The 15080-nt window shown below is 60.7% G+C and carries 14 protein-coding genes; 9 read left to right on the forward strand and 5 right to left on the reverse strand.

Going from position 1 to position 15080, the window contains the following annotated elements:
* Positions 1 to 55 precede the first annotated feature (55 nt).
* The 4 genes from FZE95_RS05635 to FZE95_RS05650 all read left to right on the forward strand — a co-directional run bounded on the left by FZE95_RS05635 (position 56) and on the right by FZE95_RS05650 (position 3141).
* Positions 56 to 1645, forward strand: coding sequence for an ABC-F family ATPase (locus FZE95_RS05635; RefSeq protein WP_150299866.1), 1590 nt, complete (start codon positions 56 to 58; stop codon positions 1643 to 1645).
* A gap of 305 nt (positions 1646 to 1950) precedes the next feature.
* Complete coding sequence (locus tag FZE95_RS05640) at positions 1951 to 2322, forward strand: hypothetical protein (RefSeq protein ID WP_150299867.1); 372 nt, start codon at positions 1951 to 1953, stop codon at positions 2320 to 2322.
* A 76-nt stretch (positions 2323 to 2398) separates the two neighbouring features.
* Positions 2399 to 2818 carry an RNA polymerase-binding protein DksA gene (gene dksA / locus FZE95_RS05645; RefSeq protein ID WP_150299868.1) on the forward strand — a complete coding sequence of 140 codons (420 nt, stop codon included), beginning with the start codon at positions 2399 to 2401 and terminating at the stop codon, positions 2816 to 2818.
* Between the two features lie 125 nt (positions 2819 to 2943).
* Positions 2944 to 3141 (forward strand): hypothetical protein, encoded by a 198-nt coding sequence (locus FZE95_RS05650; protein ID WP_150299869.1) that lies wholly within the window; start codon positions 2944 to 2946, stop codon positions 3139 to 3141.
* 31 nt (positions 3142 to 3172) lie between these two features.
* Here the strand turns inward: FZE95_RS05650 and FZE95_RS05655 are convergent, their stop codons facing one another.
* The 3 genes from FZE95_RS05655 to FZE95_RS05665 all read right to left on the reverse strand — a co-directional run bounded on the left by FZE95_RS05655 (position 3173) and on the right by FZE95_RS05665 (position 6773).
* Positions 3173 to 4312 carry a glycerate kinase gene (locus FZE95_RS05655; protein WP_150299870.1) on the reverse strand — a complete coding sequence of 380 codons (1140 nt, stop codon included), beginning with the start codon at positions 4310 to 4312 and terminating at the stop codon, positions 3173 to 3175.
* Positions 4312 to 5670 carry a GntP family permease gene (locus FZE95_RS05660; RefSeq protein ID WP_150299871.1) on the reverse strand — a complete coding sequence of 453 codons (1359 nt, stop codon included), beginning with the start codon at positions 5668 to 5670 and terminating at the stop codon, positions 4312 to 4314. Before FZE95_RS05660 ends, FZE95_RS05655 begins: the two co-directional genes overlap by 1 nt.
* Before the next feature lie 137 nt (positions 5671 to 5807).
* On the reverse strand, positions 5808 to 6773 hold the full coding sequence (locus FZE95_RS05665; protein WP_150299872.1) for a LysR family transcriptional regulator: 966 nt from the start codon (positions 6771 to 6773) through the stop codon (positions 5808 to 5810).
* A gap of 176 nt (positions 6774 to 6949) precedes the next feature.
* On the opposite strand from FZE95_RS05665, the gene FZE95_RS05670 reads away from it, so the two are divergent.
* The 5 genes from FZE95_RS05670 (at position 6950) to FZE95_RS05690 (ending at position 12826) form a co-directional block, all read left to right on the forward strand.
* Positions 6950 to 8365 (forward strand): acetyl-CoA carboxylase biotin carboxylase subunit, encoded by a 1416-nt coding sequence (locus FZE95_RS05670; RefSeq protein WP_150299873.1) that lies wholly within the window; start codon positions 6950 to 6952, stop codon positions 8363 to 8365.
* A gap of 85 nt (positions 8366 to 8450) precedes the next feature.
* A complete protein-coding gene (gene oadA / locus FZE95_RS05675; RefSeq protein ID WP_150299874.1) occupies positions 8451 to 10259 on the forward strand; it encodes a sodium-extruding oxaloacetate decarboxylase subunit alpha in 1809 nt (602 codons plus the stop codon).
* Positions 10260 to 10318: 59 nt separating this feature from the next.
* The gene (locus FZE95_RS05680) at positions 10319 to 11026 is read left to right on the forward strand and encodes a carbonic anhydrase (RefSeq protein WP_150299875.1); all 708 of its coding nucleotides are present in this window, start codon (positions 10319 to 10321) and stop codon (positions 11024 to 11026) included.
* Between the two features lie 215 nt (positions 11027 to 11241).
* Positions 11242 to 11733: a 5-(carboxyamino)imidazole ribonucleotide mutase gene (gene purE, locus FZE95_RS05685; RefSeq protein ID WP_150299876.1), complete on the forward strand. Its 492-nt coding sequence runs from the start codon at positions 11242 to 11244 to the stop codon at positions 11731 to 11733.
* Positions 11734 to 11743: 10 nt separating this feature from the next.
* Positions 11744 to 12826, forward strand: coding sequence for a 5-(carboxyamino)imidazole ribonucleotide synthase (locus FZE95_RS05690; RefSeq protein WP_150299877.1), 1083 nt, complete (start codon positions 11744 to 11746; stop codon positions 12824 to 12826).
* A 476-nt stretch (positions 12827 to 13302) separates the two neighbouring features.
* On the opposite strand, the gene FZE95_RS05695 is transcribed toward FZE95_RS05690, so the two are convergent.
* Positions 13303 to 14325: an NADP-dependent oxidoreductase gene (locus tag FZE95_RS05695; protein WP_150299878.1), complete on the reverse strand. Its 1023-nt coding sequence runs from the start codon at positions 14323 to 14325 to the stop codon at positions 13303 to 13305.
* Positions 14326 to 14478: 153 nt separating this feature from the next.
* Positions 14479 to 15021, reverse strand: a complete 543-nt coding sequence (locus FZE95_RS05700) for a gamma carbonic anhydrase family protein (protein ID WP_150299879.1) — start codon at positions 15019 to 15021, stop codon at positions 14479 to 14481.
* Between the last annotated feature and the right edge of the window lie 59 nt (positions 15022 to 15080).

The raw sequence follows: 15080 nt of genomic DNA on the forward strand, positions 1-15080 counted from the left end.
TCCCTTCTGTACGCCGGCCGGCACCGACTCCTCTCTTTTCCCGCAGGGCTTCATCTTGATTTCAACCGCGAATATCACCATGCAATTCGGGGCAAAACCCCTTTTCGAGAACGTTTCTGTCAAATTCACCGGCGGCAATCGCTACGGTCTGATCGGCGCCAACGGCAGTGGCAAGTCGACGTTCATGAAGATTCTCGGCGGGGAGCTGGACCCATCTGGCGGCCAGGTTATGCTCGAGCCCAATGTGCGCCTGGGCAAACTGCGCCAGGATCAGTTCGCCTATGAAGACTTCAGCGTACTGAACACGGTGATCATGGGCCATGAAGAACTGTGGAAAGTGCATGCCGAGCGGGACCGCATCTATTCGCTTGCGGAAATGAGCGAAGAGGACGGCATGAAGGTCGCTGAGCTGGAAACCGAATTTGCCGAGATGGATGGCTACACCGCCGAGTCCCGCGCCGGCGAACTGCTGCTCGGCCTGGGCATCCCGCTCGATCAGCATAACGGCCCGATGAGCGAGATCGCGCCCGGCTGGAAACTGCGGGTATTGTTGGCACAGGCGCTGTTTTCCAATCCGGAAGTCCTGCTGCTCGACGAGCCGACCAACCACCTGGATATCAACACCATTCGCTGGCTGGAAGGCGTGCTGACTTCACGCAACAGCACCATGATCATCATTTCCCACGACCGCCACTTCCTGAACAGCGTATGTACCCATATGGCTGATCTGGATTTCTGCGAGCTGCGCCTGTTCCCGGGCAACTATGATGAATACATGACCGCCTCGACTCAGGCCCGTGAACGCCTGCTATCGGACAATGCCAAGAAAAAGGCGCAGATCGCCGAGCTGCAGACCTTCGTCAGCCGCTTTTCTGCCAACGCGTCCAAAGCCAAGCAGGCCACCAGCCGCGCCAAGCAGATCGACAAGATCCAGCTGGACGAGGTCAAGCCATCCAGCCGCGTCAGCCCTTTCATCCGCTTCGAGCAGCACAAGAAGCTGCACCGTCAGGCGGTCATTCTGGACCAGGTCAGCCAGGGGTTTGATGGCGTGCCCTTGTTCAAGAACCTCAGCCTGCAGATCGAAGCCGGGGAACGGGTCGCCATTATCGGGCCCAACGGCATCGGCAAGACCACGCTGCTGCGCACAATGGTAGGCGAAATGCAGCCGCTGGCCGGCACCGTCAAGTGGGCAGAGAGCGCTGACGTGGGCTACTTCGCGCAGGAACACGGCGATGATTTCAAGTACGACTGCAACCTGTTCGAATGGATGTCACAGTGGACCCAGGGTGGCGAGCAGCTGGTACGCGGCACGCTCGGCCGGATGCTGTTTTCGAATGACGACATCGACAAATCGGTAAAGGTCATCTCCGGCGGCGAGCAGGGCCGCATGCTGTTCGGCAAGATGATCCTGAAAAAGGCCAACGTGATGGTCATGGACGAACCGACCAACCACCTGGACATGGAATCCATCGAGGCACTCAACCTGGCGCTGGATAACTATCCCGGCACATTGATCTTTGTCAGCCACGACCGGGAATTCGTCTCCAGCCTGGCTACCCGCATTATCGAGTTGTCCGCAGATGGCGTGACCGACTTCAGCGGCACCTATGAAGACTACCTGCGCGAAATCGGCGTCGCGTCCTGATCCGGCTCGTGTTCGTCTATCTACGGTGCGGCAGCTAATGCCAACCCTGGGGGTGTAGCGCGCCTGCGCTACGCCAAGCTCGCAAGCAGCACGCAAACCCGTCGCCGAGTCCGAACGCGGCCCGAGGCGCACGCCAACCCCAGAGAACCAGCCCGCAGCACACCCTGGGGGTGTAGCGCGCCTGCGCTACGCCGGGTTATGCGGCATCGACCAACCAGCCCCCGCCGCTATAACCTCTCAAGCCGGCACCTTTGGATAAAGCCACGGTCTAAAATCGATCAGACAGGACAGTCACCGAGGTGAATATGATCAACAGTCAGCGCGAACAGGGACAGATCGAGCGACGGCTCGTTTCTTCTTTGACTCAAGCATGTGAAACCGCCAAGGCCGAAATTGTCGGCTTCTCATGGCTGACCCATGAAGCGGAGCGTTATGCGTTCCCCGGCAGTCTACAAATCATCTGGGTGTTCGATACCCGCGAGAATCTTACCCGGGCACTCGAGACCGGCCAGGGCAAACGCATGTATCAGCTTAGCGCGGAGGCTCTGAAAGAAGCCGACGTTGCACTCGACACAGTCGAAGCCCATGTCCGCTTTGATACGGAGGAAGAATGTGCCCGCGTGAATGGCGGTGACTGGCAGTCGCGGCTGGCATCGCTGCGGTCTGCCAGCCGCTGAGCTGCTGCGAGTGGAACTTAAGCCGGCAATTCATTTCAGATATGAGCCTCAAGCCACCTGAACAAGGCCAACTACCATGAGCGAAACAGCACTCACAACCGAACAATTACTAGCCCAGCCCGAAGACGATTACATGAATGAGGGCCAGCTGGCGTTCTTTCAGAAGCTGCTGCTGGAACAGCGTGCTGATCTGCAGGTGCGCATCGACGCCGAGTTTCAGGCTCTACGCGAATACGAACCGGGCAGCGACATTGCTGACAGCGGCAGTGCCGAAGAACAGCGCCAATGGCAGCTGCGCCTGCTGGAAAGGGAAAAAAAGCTCCTCGACAAGATTGACCAGGCCCTCGACCGGATTGCCGACGGCAGCTACGGCTGGTGTGCCGAAACCGGTGAGCCTATCGGCCTCAAACGACTGCTTCTACGCCCGACAGCCACCCTGTCCATCGAAGCGAAGGAGCGTGAAGAGGAGATGGAAAGGCATTTGCGCGAGGCTTGATCTTCGGCCCGCCCTGCGAGGCATTTCAACCTTGCCGTTCGTCGCCAGCGGGCCCCTTGTCATGGATACGTCATGGATGTCATCAAGGATAGAACCGTCAGCTACTCACTGCACGGAGATGCACCATGGCGTTCCATCCAGACAATGCAACCGACAGTACCAGCAGCCTGCGCCGCCAACGGCGACTCGAGCAGGACAAGAAGCGCATGGCCTATCGGCGAGCCATCGAGGAGTACCGTGACAGCCAGGTCCTGCACAAGCAGGTCTGCGACTTTCATGACCTGCTCGGCAGCCAGCTGCGCGATTCCAGCCACTGGTCCTAGGGCTCGACAAAGAAGGACACATGCCGCCGCATCAGACGGAGCGCGCAGCCAGGCGCCAGAGCCGGGCGATGTCCGCGGCGCGTGATTGCAGCTGGCTGTCGGCTTCGGCCATGGCCTGCTCCAGGCTGACCGGTCCCGGCGCCAGACTGAATGCCGCTTCGATACCGGCCTCGTACACCCGCTGATAACCGTCACCCAGGCTACCGACCAGTGCGATCACCGGCACCCCGGCGGCCTGGGCGACGCGTGCCACGCCCACCGGCGTCTTGCCGTGCAGGCTCTGACCATCCAGCCGACCTTCACCGGTGATGACCAGGTCGGCGCCCTGCATCGCCGCGGCCAACCCGGACAGCTCCGCCACCAGTTCAATACCCGGCCGGAAGCTGGCACCCAGTACCGCCCGGGCGGCAAAGCCCAGGCCACCGGCTGCACCCACACCCGGAACCTCACGATAATCTTCACCCAGGGTGACCGCCATAACGTCGGCGAAATGCCCCAACGCCCGATCCAGTTGCTCCACCTGCTCCGGCGTGGCGCCCTTCTGCGGACCGAATACATGGGAAGCGCCACGCGGGCCGCACAGCGGATTGTCCACATCCGCGGCCACCAGCATTTCCACACTCGTCAGGCGCGGGTCCAGGCCGTCCAGCTCGATGCGCTGCAGATTGATCAGGGCTGCGCCGCCTGTTGCCAGCGGCTCGCCAGCGGCATCCAGCAACCGCACACCTAGCGCCTGCAGCAGCCCGGCTCCGCCGTCATTGGTGGCACTGCCACCGATACCGAGAATGATACGCCGGGCTCCGGCATCCAGCGCCGCCAGTATCAATTCCCCGGTGCCGTAGCTGGTGGTGATACGGGCATCACGCTGGGCCGGCTCGATCCAGTGCAGACCACTGGCGGCCGCCATTTCGATCACCGCCTGGCCATCCTCCAGCCAGCCCCAATGGGCCTGCACCGGTTGGCCTAGCGGACCGCACACCCTCAGCTCGCGCCGCTCGCCACCGCTGGCGGCCAGCACCGCATCCACGGTGCCTTCGCCGCCATCGGCCATCGGACACAGGCGGATATCCGCGTCGGGATAGACCGTCTGCCAGCCCCGGGCAATGGCGCTGGCCACATCGTCGGCACTGAGGCTTTCCTTGAACGAGTCGGGGGCGATCACCAGTTTCATCACAGCAGCACCAGGCTGAGCAGCCATACCGTGAACATGCCCACCACACCCTGGATCAGGGTGGCGACCGTCTGCGCCTGATAAGCCGTGGCCACCTTCATGCGGCTGAACTGGGTGACCACCCAGAAGAAGCTGTCATTGGCGTGGGATACCGTCATGGCGCCGGCACCGATTGCCATTACCGTGAGTACCCGGCCCATCTCGCTGTCCAGACCCAGTTGCCCGAGCAGCGGCGCCACCAGCGCCGAGGTGGTGACCAGGGATACCGTGCTCGACCCCTGGGCGGTCTTCAACCCGGCAGCAACGAGGAAGGGCATGAACAGACCGATGCCCAGGGAGGACAGCGTCTGGCCCAGATAATCCCCCAGCGGCGTGGCACTGAGCACGGTACCAAAGGCACCACCGGCGCCGGTGATCAGTAGAATGGGTGCCGAAGCTACGATGCCTTGCGCCACCCGGTCATGCAGCTCCTGTCGCTTGTTGTCCGATTTGAGCAGCGTGCAGGCCAGCGCCAGACCAATCGCCAGAGCTAAAATCGGCTGGCCGAGGAAAACGATCAGGGTATACAGCCCCCCTTCACCCACGGGGCGGGCAGGCAGGTTGGCCACCGTGCCCAGACAGATCAGCGCAATCGGCACGAAGATGGGGGCGAAGGCCTTGGCCGGGCTCGGCAGTTGACCATAGCTGTCGCGCATCGCCTGATAGTCATTGCTGTCCATGATCGGTGCGCCATTATCTTCCAGTTCGATGTCCTTGCCGATGAAGCGGTTGGCCCACAGCATGCCGGCCATGGCGGTAACGAAAGACACGACCAGACCCACCAGGATCACCAGCCCCAGACTGGATTCCAGCCCCAGATTACCGGCTGCGGCAATAGGCCCGGGCGTTGGCGGCACAAAGGTGTGGGTGGCATACAGGCCGGTCGCCAGTGCCACGCTCATCGCCACCACCGACACCTTCATCCGCGCCGCCAGGGCGTTTTTCAGCGAATTGAGAATGACGTAGCCGGAGTCGCAGAACACCGGAATCGACACCAGATAGCCGATGATCGACACCGTCAGCGTGGGAAAGCGTTCACCCAGCAGGCGAATCACCGATTCCGCCATGGTGATAGCTGCACCACTGCGTTCGAGGATGACCCCGATGATGGTGCCAAACACAATGACGATGCCGATGTAACCGAGAATGCCACCGAAGCCTCGGGTGATGTGCCCGACAATCTCCAGGGTCGGCAACTGGTAGGCGAAGCCGGCCAGCAGCGCGGCACCGAGCAGGGCCAGGAAGGGATGCAGTTTGAGTCGCGTTGTCGCCAGGACAATAAAGACAATCAGCGCGATCAGAATCAGGACCAGACCCATTATCGTGTTTCCTTTATGTGTGTTGGAAGACGGCAGAGCGGCGGCGGAACAGCGTTCCAGCCAAGGCGCGTCATTATTGGGTATTCAGCCGTCACTGGACAGGCTTTGAGTCATTCAAGCATGCCGCCTCGATACTGTCAGCCTGGGGGCTGGCTTCCAGCGCCGGCCGGCCCACTGAAGTGCTCCGCCAAACGCCTGATCAAGGCACGCTCTTCCCGCATGAAGCCCAGAAAGGCTTCCGCCACGGGGCTCAGGCGCTTGCCCCGCGCATGCACGGCGCACCAGCTGCGATAGAGTGGCAACCCTAGGAAGTCCAGTTGTACCAGCTCACCGCTACGCAGAAAGGGCGCCGCGGCATGCTGGGTGACCAGCGTAACGCCCAGTCCGGCCAGCGCGCCCTGAATAATTGAATCGCCGGACCCCAGCTGCAATACGCGACGGGGATGCACACGCTTTTCATCGAGAAAATCGTCCGCCGCTTTCTGCGTGCCAGAGCCCGGCTCGCGCTGAAGCAACACATGCTGTTCCAGCTCCGCGAGCGCCAGGTCCTTGCGCCCCGCCAGCGGGTGATCCGGCCGCGCCACAGCGATAATCGGGTTATTCAGGAAAGGGAAAAACTCCAGCGCCCGATCCTCCGGCACCAGTGCCATCAGCACCACATCGTCACGGTTATCCTGCAAGCGCTGTATCACCTGCGTTCGGCGGGTCACTTCGAGACGGAAGCTGACGTCCGGATAACGCTTCAGAAAGGCGGCCAGTAGATGCGGCGTCAGGTACTGAACGCTGCTGACAACCGCAATGCGCAATTCGCCGCGCAGGCTGCCCTTGAGCGTAGACAGACTCATGTCCAGGTTATCGAGCCGCTGAAACACGTCCTCGCTCGCCTCGAGCAAATGGTCGGCCGCCTCGGTGAGATACAGCTTGCGGCCAACATATTCAAACAGCGGCGCTCCGACCAGCTCCTCCAGCTGCCGGATCTGCTGGCTGACCGCAGACTGTGTCAATGCCATTTCATCGGCCGCGCGGCTATACGAACGCGTATGGCAGACCGCACGGAACACCTGCAGCTGACGCAAGGTGATACGCCACAGCGAACGGCGCATGGCTATTCCTTAAAGGTTGTGAACTCAGCGTAATACATTAGTAATTACTAATACCTAGTGCAAATATTATTCGTTTCTCTCTGAGCGCGTGCAGGCGTAGCTTGATTACAGGTGCTCACCCGTCAAGGCCGTGACGGCAGCGAGGACCCTACCGACCACTCTCAGGAGGAACGGCCATGATCAAGAAAATACTCATCGCCAACCGCGGTGAAATTGCCGTCAGAATTGTCCGCGCCTGCGCCGAGCTGAATATTCGCTCGGTCGCCATCTATGCCGAGGCGGATCGCTACGCGCTGCACGTCAAGCGCGCGGACGAAGCCTATAACGTTGGCAGCGACCCGCTGGCCGGCTATCTGAACCCGCGTCAACTGGTCAATCTGGCCGTGGAAACCGGCTGTGATGCGTTGCACCCCGGGTATGGATTTCTTTCCGAGAACGCCGAGCTGGCAGAGATCTGCGCCGAACGCGGCATCCGGTTCATCGGCCCCTCCGCCGAAGTGATTCGCCGCATGGGCGACAAAACCGAGGCCCGGCGCAGCATGATCAAGGCCGGCGTTCCGGTCACGCCCGGCACCGAAGGTAACCTCAGCGATTTGCAACAGGCGCTCTCGGAGGCCGAGCGTGTCGGCTATCCGGTCATGCTTAAGGCCACATCCGGCGGCGGCGGACGCGGGATTCGTCGCTGCAACAGCCAACAGGAACTGGAACAGGCCTGGCCACGGGTCATCTCGGAGGCCACCAAGGCATTTGGTTCGGCGGATGTGTTCCTGGAAAAGTGCATCGTCAACCCCAGGCACATCGAGGCGCAGATCCTGGCCGACAGTCATGGCAATACCGTGCATCTGTTCGAGCGTGACTGTTCGATCCAGCGGCGTAACCAGAAGCTCATCGAGATTGCGCCCAGCCCGCAGCTGACCCCGGAGCAGCGCGCCTATATCGGGGATCTGGCCGTGCGCGCGGCGCAGGCGGTGGGCTATGAAAACGCCGGAACGGTGGAGTTTCTGCTGGCCGAGGGCGAAGTGTATTTCATGGAAATGAACACCCGCGTGCAGGTCGAACACACCATTACCGAACAGATCACCGGCATCGATATCGTCCGCGAACAGATCCGCATCGCCTCAGGCTTGCCACTTTCGGTAAAGCAGGAAGACATCAAACATCAGGGTTTTGCGATCCAGTTCCGCATCAACGCCGAAGACCCGAAGAATGACTTCCTGCCCTCCTTCGGCAAGATCACCCGCTATTACGCGCCGGGCGGGCCGGGCGTGCGAGTGGATACGGCGATCTATACCGGTTACAGCATCCCGCCCTATTACGACTCGATGTGCCTGAAGCTGATCGTTTGGGCGCTGACCTGGGAAGAAGCACTTGACCGTGGGTTGCGCGCGCTGGATGACATGCATCTGCATGGGGTCAAGACCACGACGCAGTACTACCAGGAAATCCTGCGCAACCCGGAGTTCCGCACGGGCGTATTCGACACCAGTTTCGTCGAGACCCATCCCGAACTCACACGTTACTCGACCAAGCGCAAGCCAGAGGAAATAGCCCTGGTGATCGCCACGGCCATTGCTGCGCATGCAGGACTATAAATTCAGCTGAAAGCTGAAAGCCGGAAGCGGCAGGTCGAGACCCCGCTTCAAGCTTCGAGCTTCCAGCTCATGAGGAGACAAAACCATGAGCAAACGCATCACAATCACCGATACCGTCCTGCGCGACGCCCACCAGTCCCTGCTGGCGACTCGCATGCGCACCGAAGACATGCTGCCTATCTGCCCCAAGCTGGATCAGGTGGGATACTGGTCCCTTGAAGTCTGGGGTGGCGCGACCTTCGACGCCTGCATCCGCTTTCTCAAGGAGGACCCCTGGGAGCGGTTGCGCCAATTGCGCGAAGCGCTGCCCAACACGCGCCTGCAGATGCTCCTGCGCGGCCAGAACCTGCTTGGCTATCGCCATTACAGCGATGACGTGGTGCGCGCCTTCGTCAACAAGGCCGCCGCTAACGGCATCGATGTGTTCCGCATATTCGATGCCATGAACGATGTGCGTAACCTGCGCACCTCCATCGAAGCGGTCAAGGCCGCCGGCAAGCATGCCCAGGGCACCATCGCCTACACCACCTCGCCGGTGCATACCGTCGAGGCGTTTGTTGCACAGGCCAAGCAGATGGAGGCCATGGGCTGCGATTCGCTGGCGATCAAGGATATGGCCGGCCTGCTGACCCCCTTCGCCACAGGTGAATTGGTCAAGGCGCTGAAGAGCGAGCAGTCGCTGCCGGTGTATATCCATTCGCATGACACCGCCGGCCTCGCCGCAATGTGCCAGATCAAGGCCATCGAGAACGGTGCTGACCACATCGACACGGCCATTTCGTCACTGGCCTGGGGCACCAGCCATCCGGGCACCGAATCCATGGTTGCCGCCCTTAAAGGTACGCCCTACGACACCGGTCTGGATCTGCAATTACTGCAGGAAATCGGCATGTACTTCCATGAGGTGCGCAAGAAGTATCACCAGTTCGAAAGCGAATTTACCGGCGTCGATACTCGGGTGCAGGTCAACCAGGTGCCGGGCGGCATGATGTCCAACCTGGCCAACCAGCTAAAGGAACAGAACGCGCTTAACCGCATTCAGGAAGTATTCGAGGAAATTCCGCGGGTGCGCGAGGATCTGGGCTTTCCTCCGCTGGTGACACCAACCTCACAGATTGTCGGCACCCAGGCGGTCTTCAATGTGTTGGCGGGCGAGCGCTACAAGACCATCACCAACGAAGTGAAGCTCTACTTGCAAGGCCGTTACGGCAAGGCGCCAGGGCCGATCAATCAGGATCTGCAGCGCCGCGCCATTGGCAACGAACAGGTGATCGACGTGCGGCCGGCGGACCTGATCCAGCCGGAGATGGACAAACTGCGCGCAGAAGCCGGCAGCATCGCCAGCAGCGAGGAAGATGTACTCACCTACGCCATGTTCCCCGATATCGGGCGCAAGTTCCTCGAAGAGCGCGCCGCCGGTACGCTCAAGCCCGAGGAACTGCTGCCACAGACCGGCGAGCAAGCCAAGCCGATGTCCGAGGACGGTGTGCCGACCGAGTTCATCATTGACGTGCACGGCGAATCCTATCGGGTGGATATCACCGGCGTTAGCGTCAAATCGACTGGCAAGCGTCATTTTTATCTGAGCCTGGACGGCATGCCTGAGGAGGCCGTGTTCGAGCCACTCAATACCTTTACCGCCAGCGGCGAGTCAGGCCAGCGTCGTCAGGCCAGCCACCCGGGCCATGTCACCACCAGCATGCCGGGCAACGTTGTCGAAGTACTGGTTGCCGTTGGCGACTCGGTCAAGGCCGGCCAGGCTGTACTGGTAAGCGAGGCAATGAAGATGGAAAGCGAAATCCAGGCCGCGATCGCCGGCACCGTCAAGGCCGTGCATGTGGCCAAGGGCGACCGGGTCAATCCCGGCGAGATCCTGATTGAAATTGAAGCCTGATTACCCGTGCAGCGGTGCAATATTCGCCGCTGCGTGGGTCAGAAAACTGGAGGATAGAGATGAGCGAAGATAATTCAGGCCAGCCGGAAACAGCTGAGGAAGCCCTGCAATCGATCGTCGTGGGACTGAAGCGGTTTCGTACCGAGGTGTATCCAGCGCAGCAGGAGCTTTTCAAGAAGCTCGCGCATGAGCAAAAGCCCAAGGCCATGTTCATCACCTGCGCCGATTCGCGCGTGGTGCCCGAGTTGATTACCCAGAGTGCGCCGGGCGATCTGTTCGTTACCCGGAATGTCGGCAACGTGGTACCGGCCTACGGTCAGATGATGGGTGGCGTCTCAACGGCTATCGAATTCGCCGTGATGGCGCTGGATGTGCATCACATCATTATTTGTGGCCATTCCGATTGCGGCGCAATGAAGGCAGTACTCAACCCTGGCTCGCTCAAACGCATGCCGACGGTAAAAGCCTGGCTGCGCCATTCCGAGGTTGCCAGAGTGGTGGTTGAGGAGAACTGCGGCTGCGCCGATCACACCACCCTGGGTGCCCTGACCGAGGAGAACGTGGTGGCGCAGCTGAACCATCTGAGCACTCACCCATCGGTGGCGGCGCGTCTGGCAAGCGGGCAGTTGTTCATCCATGGCTGGGTATACGATATCGAAACCTGCGAGATCCGGGCCTACGATGCTGAAACCGGGAAATTCCGCCTGATTGACGACGGCCCGCTACCCATGGCGACGCCCAAATCACGCTACTCCCCCACCCTGTGAGGCTGGTGGTGAACTGAAGCTTAGCGCTGCGCTCATGCGCGGCGCAGATCAGTTCTGATCGCAGTCGAATGTGGTTATACTGTGCCGCTTCATATTCCGCGCACTGATGGGGCATTCCCTCCAGCAGACTGCACCACCAAGCCACGCCAGTCATTCTTGCGTGGCTTGTTGGTTTTTACCGCAATTGAGCGGCACAACTGAATGAGGCAACAACAATGACCGCACTGGTTGGCGTGATCATGGGCTCCAAGTCAGACTGGTCGACCCTGAGCCATACGGCCGATATGCTCGAGCAGCTTGGCATTCCCTATGAGGTGAAGGTGGTTTCCGCTCACCGCACCCCTGATCTGCTGTTCCAGTATGCTGAAGAAGCCGACGGTCGCGGCATCGAAGTGATCATCGCTGGCGCCGGCGGCGCCGCTCACCTGCCCGGCATGTGCGCGGCCAAGACCCACCTGCCGGTGCTGGGCGTTCCGGTGCAGTCGTCTATGCTGTCCGGTGTCGATTCGCTGTTGTCGATCGTGCAAATGCCTGCCGGTGTTCCGGTTGCCACGCTGGCGATAGGCAAGGCCGGCGCGATTAACGCCGCGTTGTTGTCAGCGAGCATTCTCGGTGCCAAACACCCGCAGTTCCAGCAGGCACTGAAGGATTTTCGCAACAAGCAGACCGAGACGGTGCTGGATAACCCGGACCCGCGTCAGGCGTGAGGATAGCATCATGAAGATTGGCGTAATCGGCGGTGGACAACTGGGACGGATGCTGGCGCTGGCGGGCACCCCCCTAGGCCAGCAGTTTGCATTCCTTGATCCGGCTCCGGATGCCTGCGCACAGGCGCTAGGCGAACATCTGCGCGCCGATTACAACGACCACGATCACCTTCGCCAGCTGGCGGATGAAGCAGACGTGGTGACTTTTGAATTCGAAAGCGTGCCGGCCGAGACGGTGGCCTTTCTGTCGCAATTCGTTCCGGTTTATCCCAACGCCGAATCGCTGCGTATCGCCCGGGATCGCTGGTTCGAAAAATCCATGTTCCTCGAACTGGGCATTCCCACCCCGGAGTTCGCCGACATCCAGTCGCAGGACAACCTTGAAGCGGCCATCAAGCGAATCGGCCTGCCTGCTGTACTCAAGACCCGCACGCTGGGTTACGACGGCAAGGGACAGAAGGTGCTGCGCTATCCTGAGGATGCACACAACGCCTTCGCCGAGCTGGGCAGTGTGCCCTGCATACTCGAAGGCTTCGTACCCTTTGAAGGCGAAGTCTCGCTGATCGGAGTGCGCGCCCGTGACGGCGAAACACGCTTCTATCCGCTGGTTCACAACGTTCACGAAGATGGCATCCTGCGCCGCTCGGTCGCCAGCAGTGAGCATTCCTTACAAAGCCTGGCCGAGGACTATCTGGGCCGGGTAATGAAAGAGCTCGATTACGTCGGCGTGATTGCCTTCGAATTCTTCGAGGTTGATGGCGGGCTAAAGGCCAACGAAATCGCCCCACGGGTGCATAACTCCGGGCACTGGACGATTGAAGGCTCGGAGTGCAGCCAGTTCGAGAACCATCTGCGCGCGATTGCCGGTTTGCCGCTTGGCTCCACAGCGCGGGTCGGCGAAAGCGCCATGGTCAATCTGATCGGGGAAGTGCCGCCGGTCGAGAAGGTTACGGCGATTGAGGATTGTCATTTGCATCACTACGGCAAGGCCTTCAAGCCAGGCCGCAAGGTCGGTCACGCCACGCTACGTTGTGCCGACAAGGCGACGCTGCAGGCGCGAATTGATGAGTTGGAGCAGTTGATTCAGGGGTAGGGGCTGGAAGCTGGAAGCTGGAAGCTGGAAGCTGGAAGCTGGAAGGGTTAGGTTGGGGTTGTTGATCGTTGCCCGCAAGCTTGGCGTAGCGCAGGCGCGCTACACCCCCAGGGATGCGTTGCCTGCCGCACCCTGCATTATCCATTTTGACGTAGCAGCTCCGAGCGGGGCTTCCCTGGGGTTGGCGTGCGCCTGCGCGCCGACAGGGTGTTATGAGCACGCGGGTTGCGTTCGGTCTCATTGACGGGCTTTGGTGTTGCTTGCGAGCTTGGCGTAGCGCAGGCGCGCTACACCCCCAGGATTGCGCCTCAGCAGCGGATTGGGCGTCCCTGGGGTTGGCGTGCGGCTCGGGCCGCGTTCGGACGCGCCGACGAGATTTAGCGTTGATTGCGAGCTTGGCGTAGCGCGGGCGCGCTACACCCCCAGGGCCCCCAGACTGAGCCGGCGTGGGACGTCGGCTCGCTGTTGACGCCAGATCAGTCGGCGATGTGAACCAGCTGCTTGCCGAAGTTCTTGCCCTTGAGCATTCCCTTGAACGCCTCGACTGCATTCTCCAGACCTTCAGCCACTGTCTCGCGGTATTTCAGCTGATGGTTAGCCACCTGATCAGCCAGTATGCCGGTAATTTCCTGATGACGGTCCTTCCATTCGGTCACCAGGAAGAAGCGGTGCTCCGGCGGATTGTCCATCGCCTTGAAGACATGGAAAGGCGTCTCGACCTTGCTCGCATCTTCGGCGTTGTAGGCTGACACATAACCGCAGATCGGCACGCGCGAGCCGGGGTTCAGCAGGGTAGCCACCGCCCGGGTGACTTCGCCGCCGACGTTTTCGAAGTACACATCAATGCCATCCGGGCAGGCCGCCTTCAGATCAGCCTGCAGGTTGCCGGCCTTGTAATCGACGCAGGCATCAAAGCCCAGCTCTTCGACCACGAAGCGGCATTTTTCTTCACCGCCGGCGACACCGACCACGCGGCACCCCATCTGCTTGGCAGTCTGACCGACTACTGTACCAACCGGGCCCGACGCCGCAGACACCACCACAGTTTCGCCAGCCTTGGGCTTGCCAACGAATTTCAGACCACAATAACCGGTCCGCCCCGGCATGCCCGCGACGCCCAGATACGCCTGCAGCGGTACGCCCTTGGGCTCGATCTTGTAGACCATCTGCGCGTCGCCGGGGATGATGAAATATTCCTGCCAGCCGGTGTAGCAAGTGACCAGGTCGCCAACGCTGGAGTTATCGGATTTTGATTCGATGACGCGGCATACGCTTTCGCCAACGATGGTCTCGCCGATGCCGACCGGGTCCATATAGCCCTTGGCGTCGTTCAGACGGGGACGCATGTAGGGGTCGAGAGACAGCCAAAGGGTCTGGAGCAGAACCTCGCCGTCGCGGATGTCGCGTACCGGCTCTTGCTCCATGACCAGATCGCCGTCGCGAATTTCGCCCTGAGGGCGCTGCTGGAGGATGATTTTGCGATTGGTAAGGTTGGTCATGGTGCCTCGCGTGCTGAATGGTTGGAGAACAGCTTCGAGTGGAAGCAGCCCAGGATCATAAACCAGGTTCAGCAGCGCAACAGGTTCGCCGGGCTACTATTCATGGCTCTGATTCAGCAGTAATTAGCAGACCGAAACCATTCCTTGGCGCGATCAGCCTGCCCAGTCTTCCGCGAGGTGTTCGTTTTTCAGGCGCACGTAGTTGTTGGCGGAATAGGTAAAGAAGGCTTTTTCGTCGTCGTTCAGCGGCCGGATTGCCCGCGCTGGACTACCCACATAGAGGTGCCCGCTCTTGAGCGTGCGATTGGCGGGCACCAGACTGCCTGCACCCAGAATCACCTCATCCTCGATCACGGCGCCGTCCATCACGATGCTGCCCATGCCAATCAGCGAGCGACTGCCGATGGTGCAGCCGTGCAGCAGCACCTTGTGGCCGATGGTCACGTCATCACCGATGATCAATGGATAGCCGGTAGGGTTGAACGGGCCGGCGTGGGTGATATGCAGCACACTGCCGTCCTGAATGCTGGTGCGCGCACCGACGCGGATATGCAGCATGTCGCCGCGTATGACGACTGCGGGCCAGACCGAACAGTCATCACCCAACACCACGTCACCCAGCACCACGGCCGAGGGATCAACGAATACGCCCTGCCCGAGCTGCGGAATCTTGTCTGCGAAAGGTCTTACATTCATGGCTTTGCACCTCATGCGGGGAGCTCCCGGCAAATATCCGGCACCAGGACGCCGAAGGG

Source organism: Pseudomonas profundi, assembly GCF_008638305.1.
Classification (GTDB): domain Bacteria; phylum Pseudomonadota; class Gammaproteobacteria; order Pseudomonadales; family Pseudomonadaceae; genus Halopseudomonas; species Halopseudomonas profundi.

What these genes read in the sequence shown, in the direction of transcription:
- FZE95_RS05640 (WP_150299867.1), top strand. Translation starts at nt 1,951, where the DNA reads ATGATCAACAGTCAGCGCGAACAGGGACAGATCGAGCGACGGCTCGTT.
- dksA (WP_150299868.1), top strand. Translation starts at nt 2,399, where the DNA reads ATGAGCGAAACAGCACTCACAACCGAACAATTACTAGCCCAGCCCGAA.
- FZE95_RS05650 (WP_150299869.1), top strand. Translation starts at nt 2,944, where the DNA reads ATGGCGTTCCATCCAGACAATGCAACCGACAGTACCAGCAGCCTGCGC.
- FZE95_RS05655 (WP_150299870.1), bottom strand. Translation starts at nt 4,312, where the DNA reads ATGAAACTGGTGATCGCCCCCGACTCGTTCAAGGAAAGCCTCAGTGCC.
- FZE95_RS05660 (WP_150299871.1), bottom strand. Translation starts at nt 5,670, where the DNA reads ATGGGTCTGGTCCTGATTCTGATCGCGCTGATTGTCTTTATTGTCCTG.
- FZE95_RS05665 (WP_150299872.1), bottom strand. Translation starts at nt 6,773, where the DNA reads ATGCGCCGTTCGCTGTGGCGTATCACCTTGCGTCAGCTGCAGGTGTTC.
- FZE95_RS05670 (WP_150299873.1), top strand. Translation starts at nt 6,950, where the DNA reads ATGATCAAGAAAATACTCATCGCCAACCGCGGTGAAATTGCCGTCAGA.
- oadA (WP_150299874.1), top strand. Translation starts at nt 8,451, where the DNA reads ATGAGCAAACGCATCACAATCACCGATACCGTCCTGCGCGACGCCCAC.
- FZE95_RS05680 (WP_150299875.1), top strand. Translation starts at nt 10,319, where the DNA reads ATGAGCGAAGATAATTCAGGCCAGCCGGAAACAGCTGAGGAAGCCCTG.
- purE (WP_150299876.1), top strand. Translation starts at nt 11,242, where the DNA reads ATGACCGCACTGGTTGGCGTGATCATGGGCTCCAAGTCAGACTGGTCG.
- FZE95_RS05690 (WP_150299877.1), top strand. Translation starts at nt 11,744, where the DNA reads ATGAAGATTGGCGTAATCGGCGGTGGACAACTGGGACGGATGCTGGCG.
- FZE95_RS05695 (WP_150299878.1), bottom strand. Translation starts at nt 14,325, where the DNA reads ATGACCAACCTTACCAATCGCAAAATCATCCTCCAGCAGCGCCCTCAG.
- FZE95_RS05700 (WP_150299879.1), bottom strand. Translation starts at nt 15,021, where the DNA reads ATGAATGTAAGACCTTTCGCAGACAAGATTCCGCAGCTCGGGCAGGGC.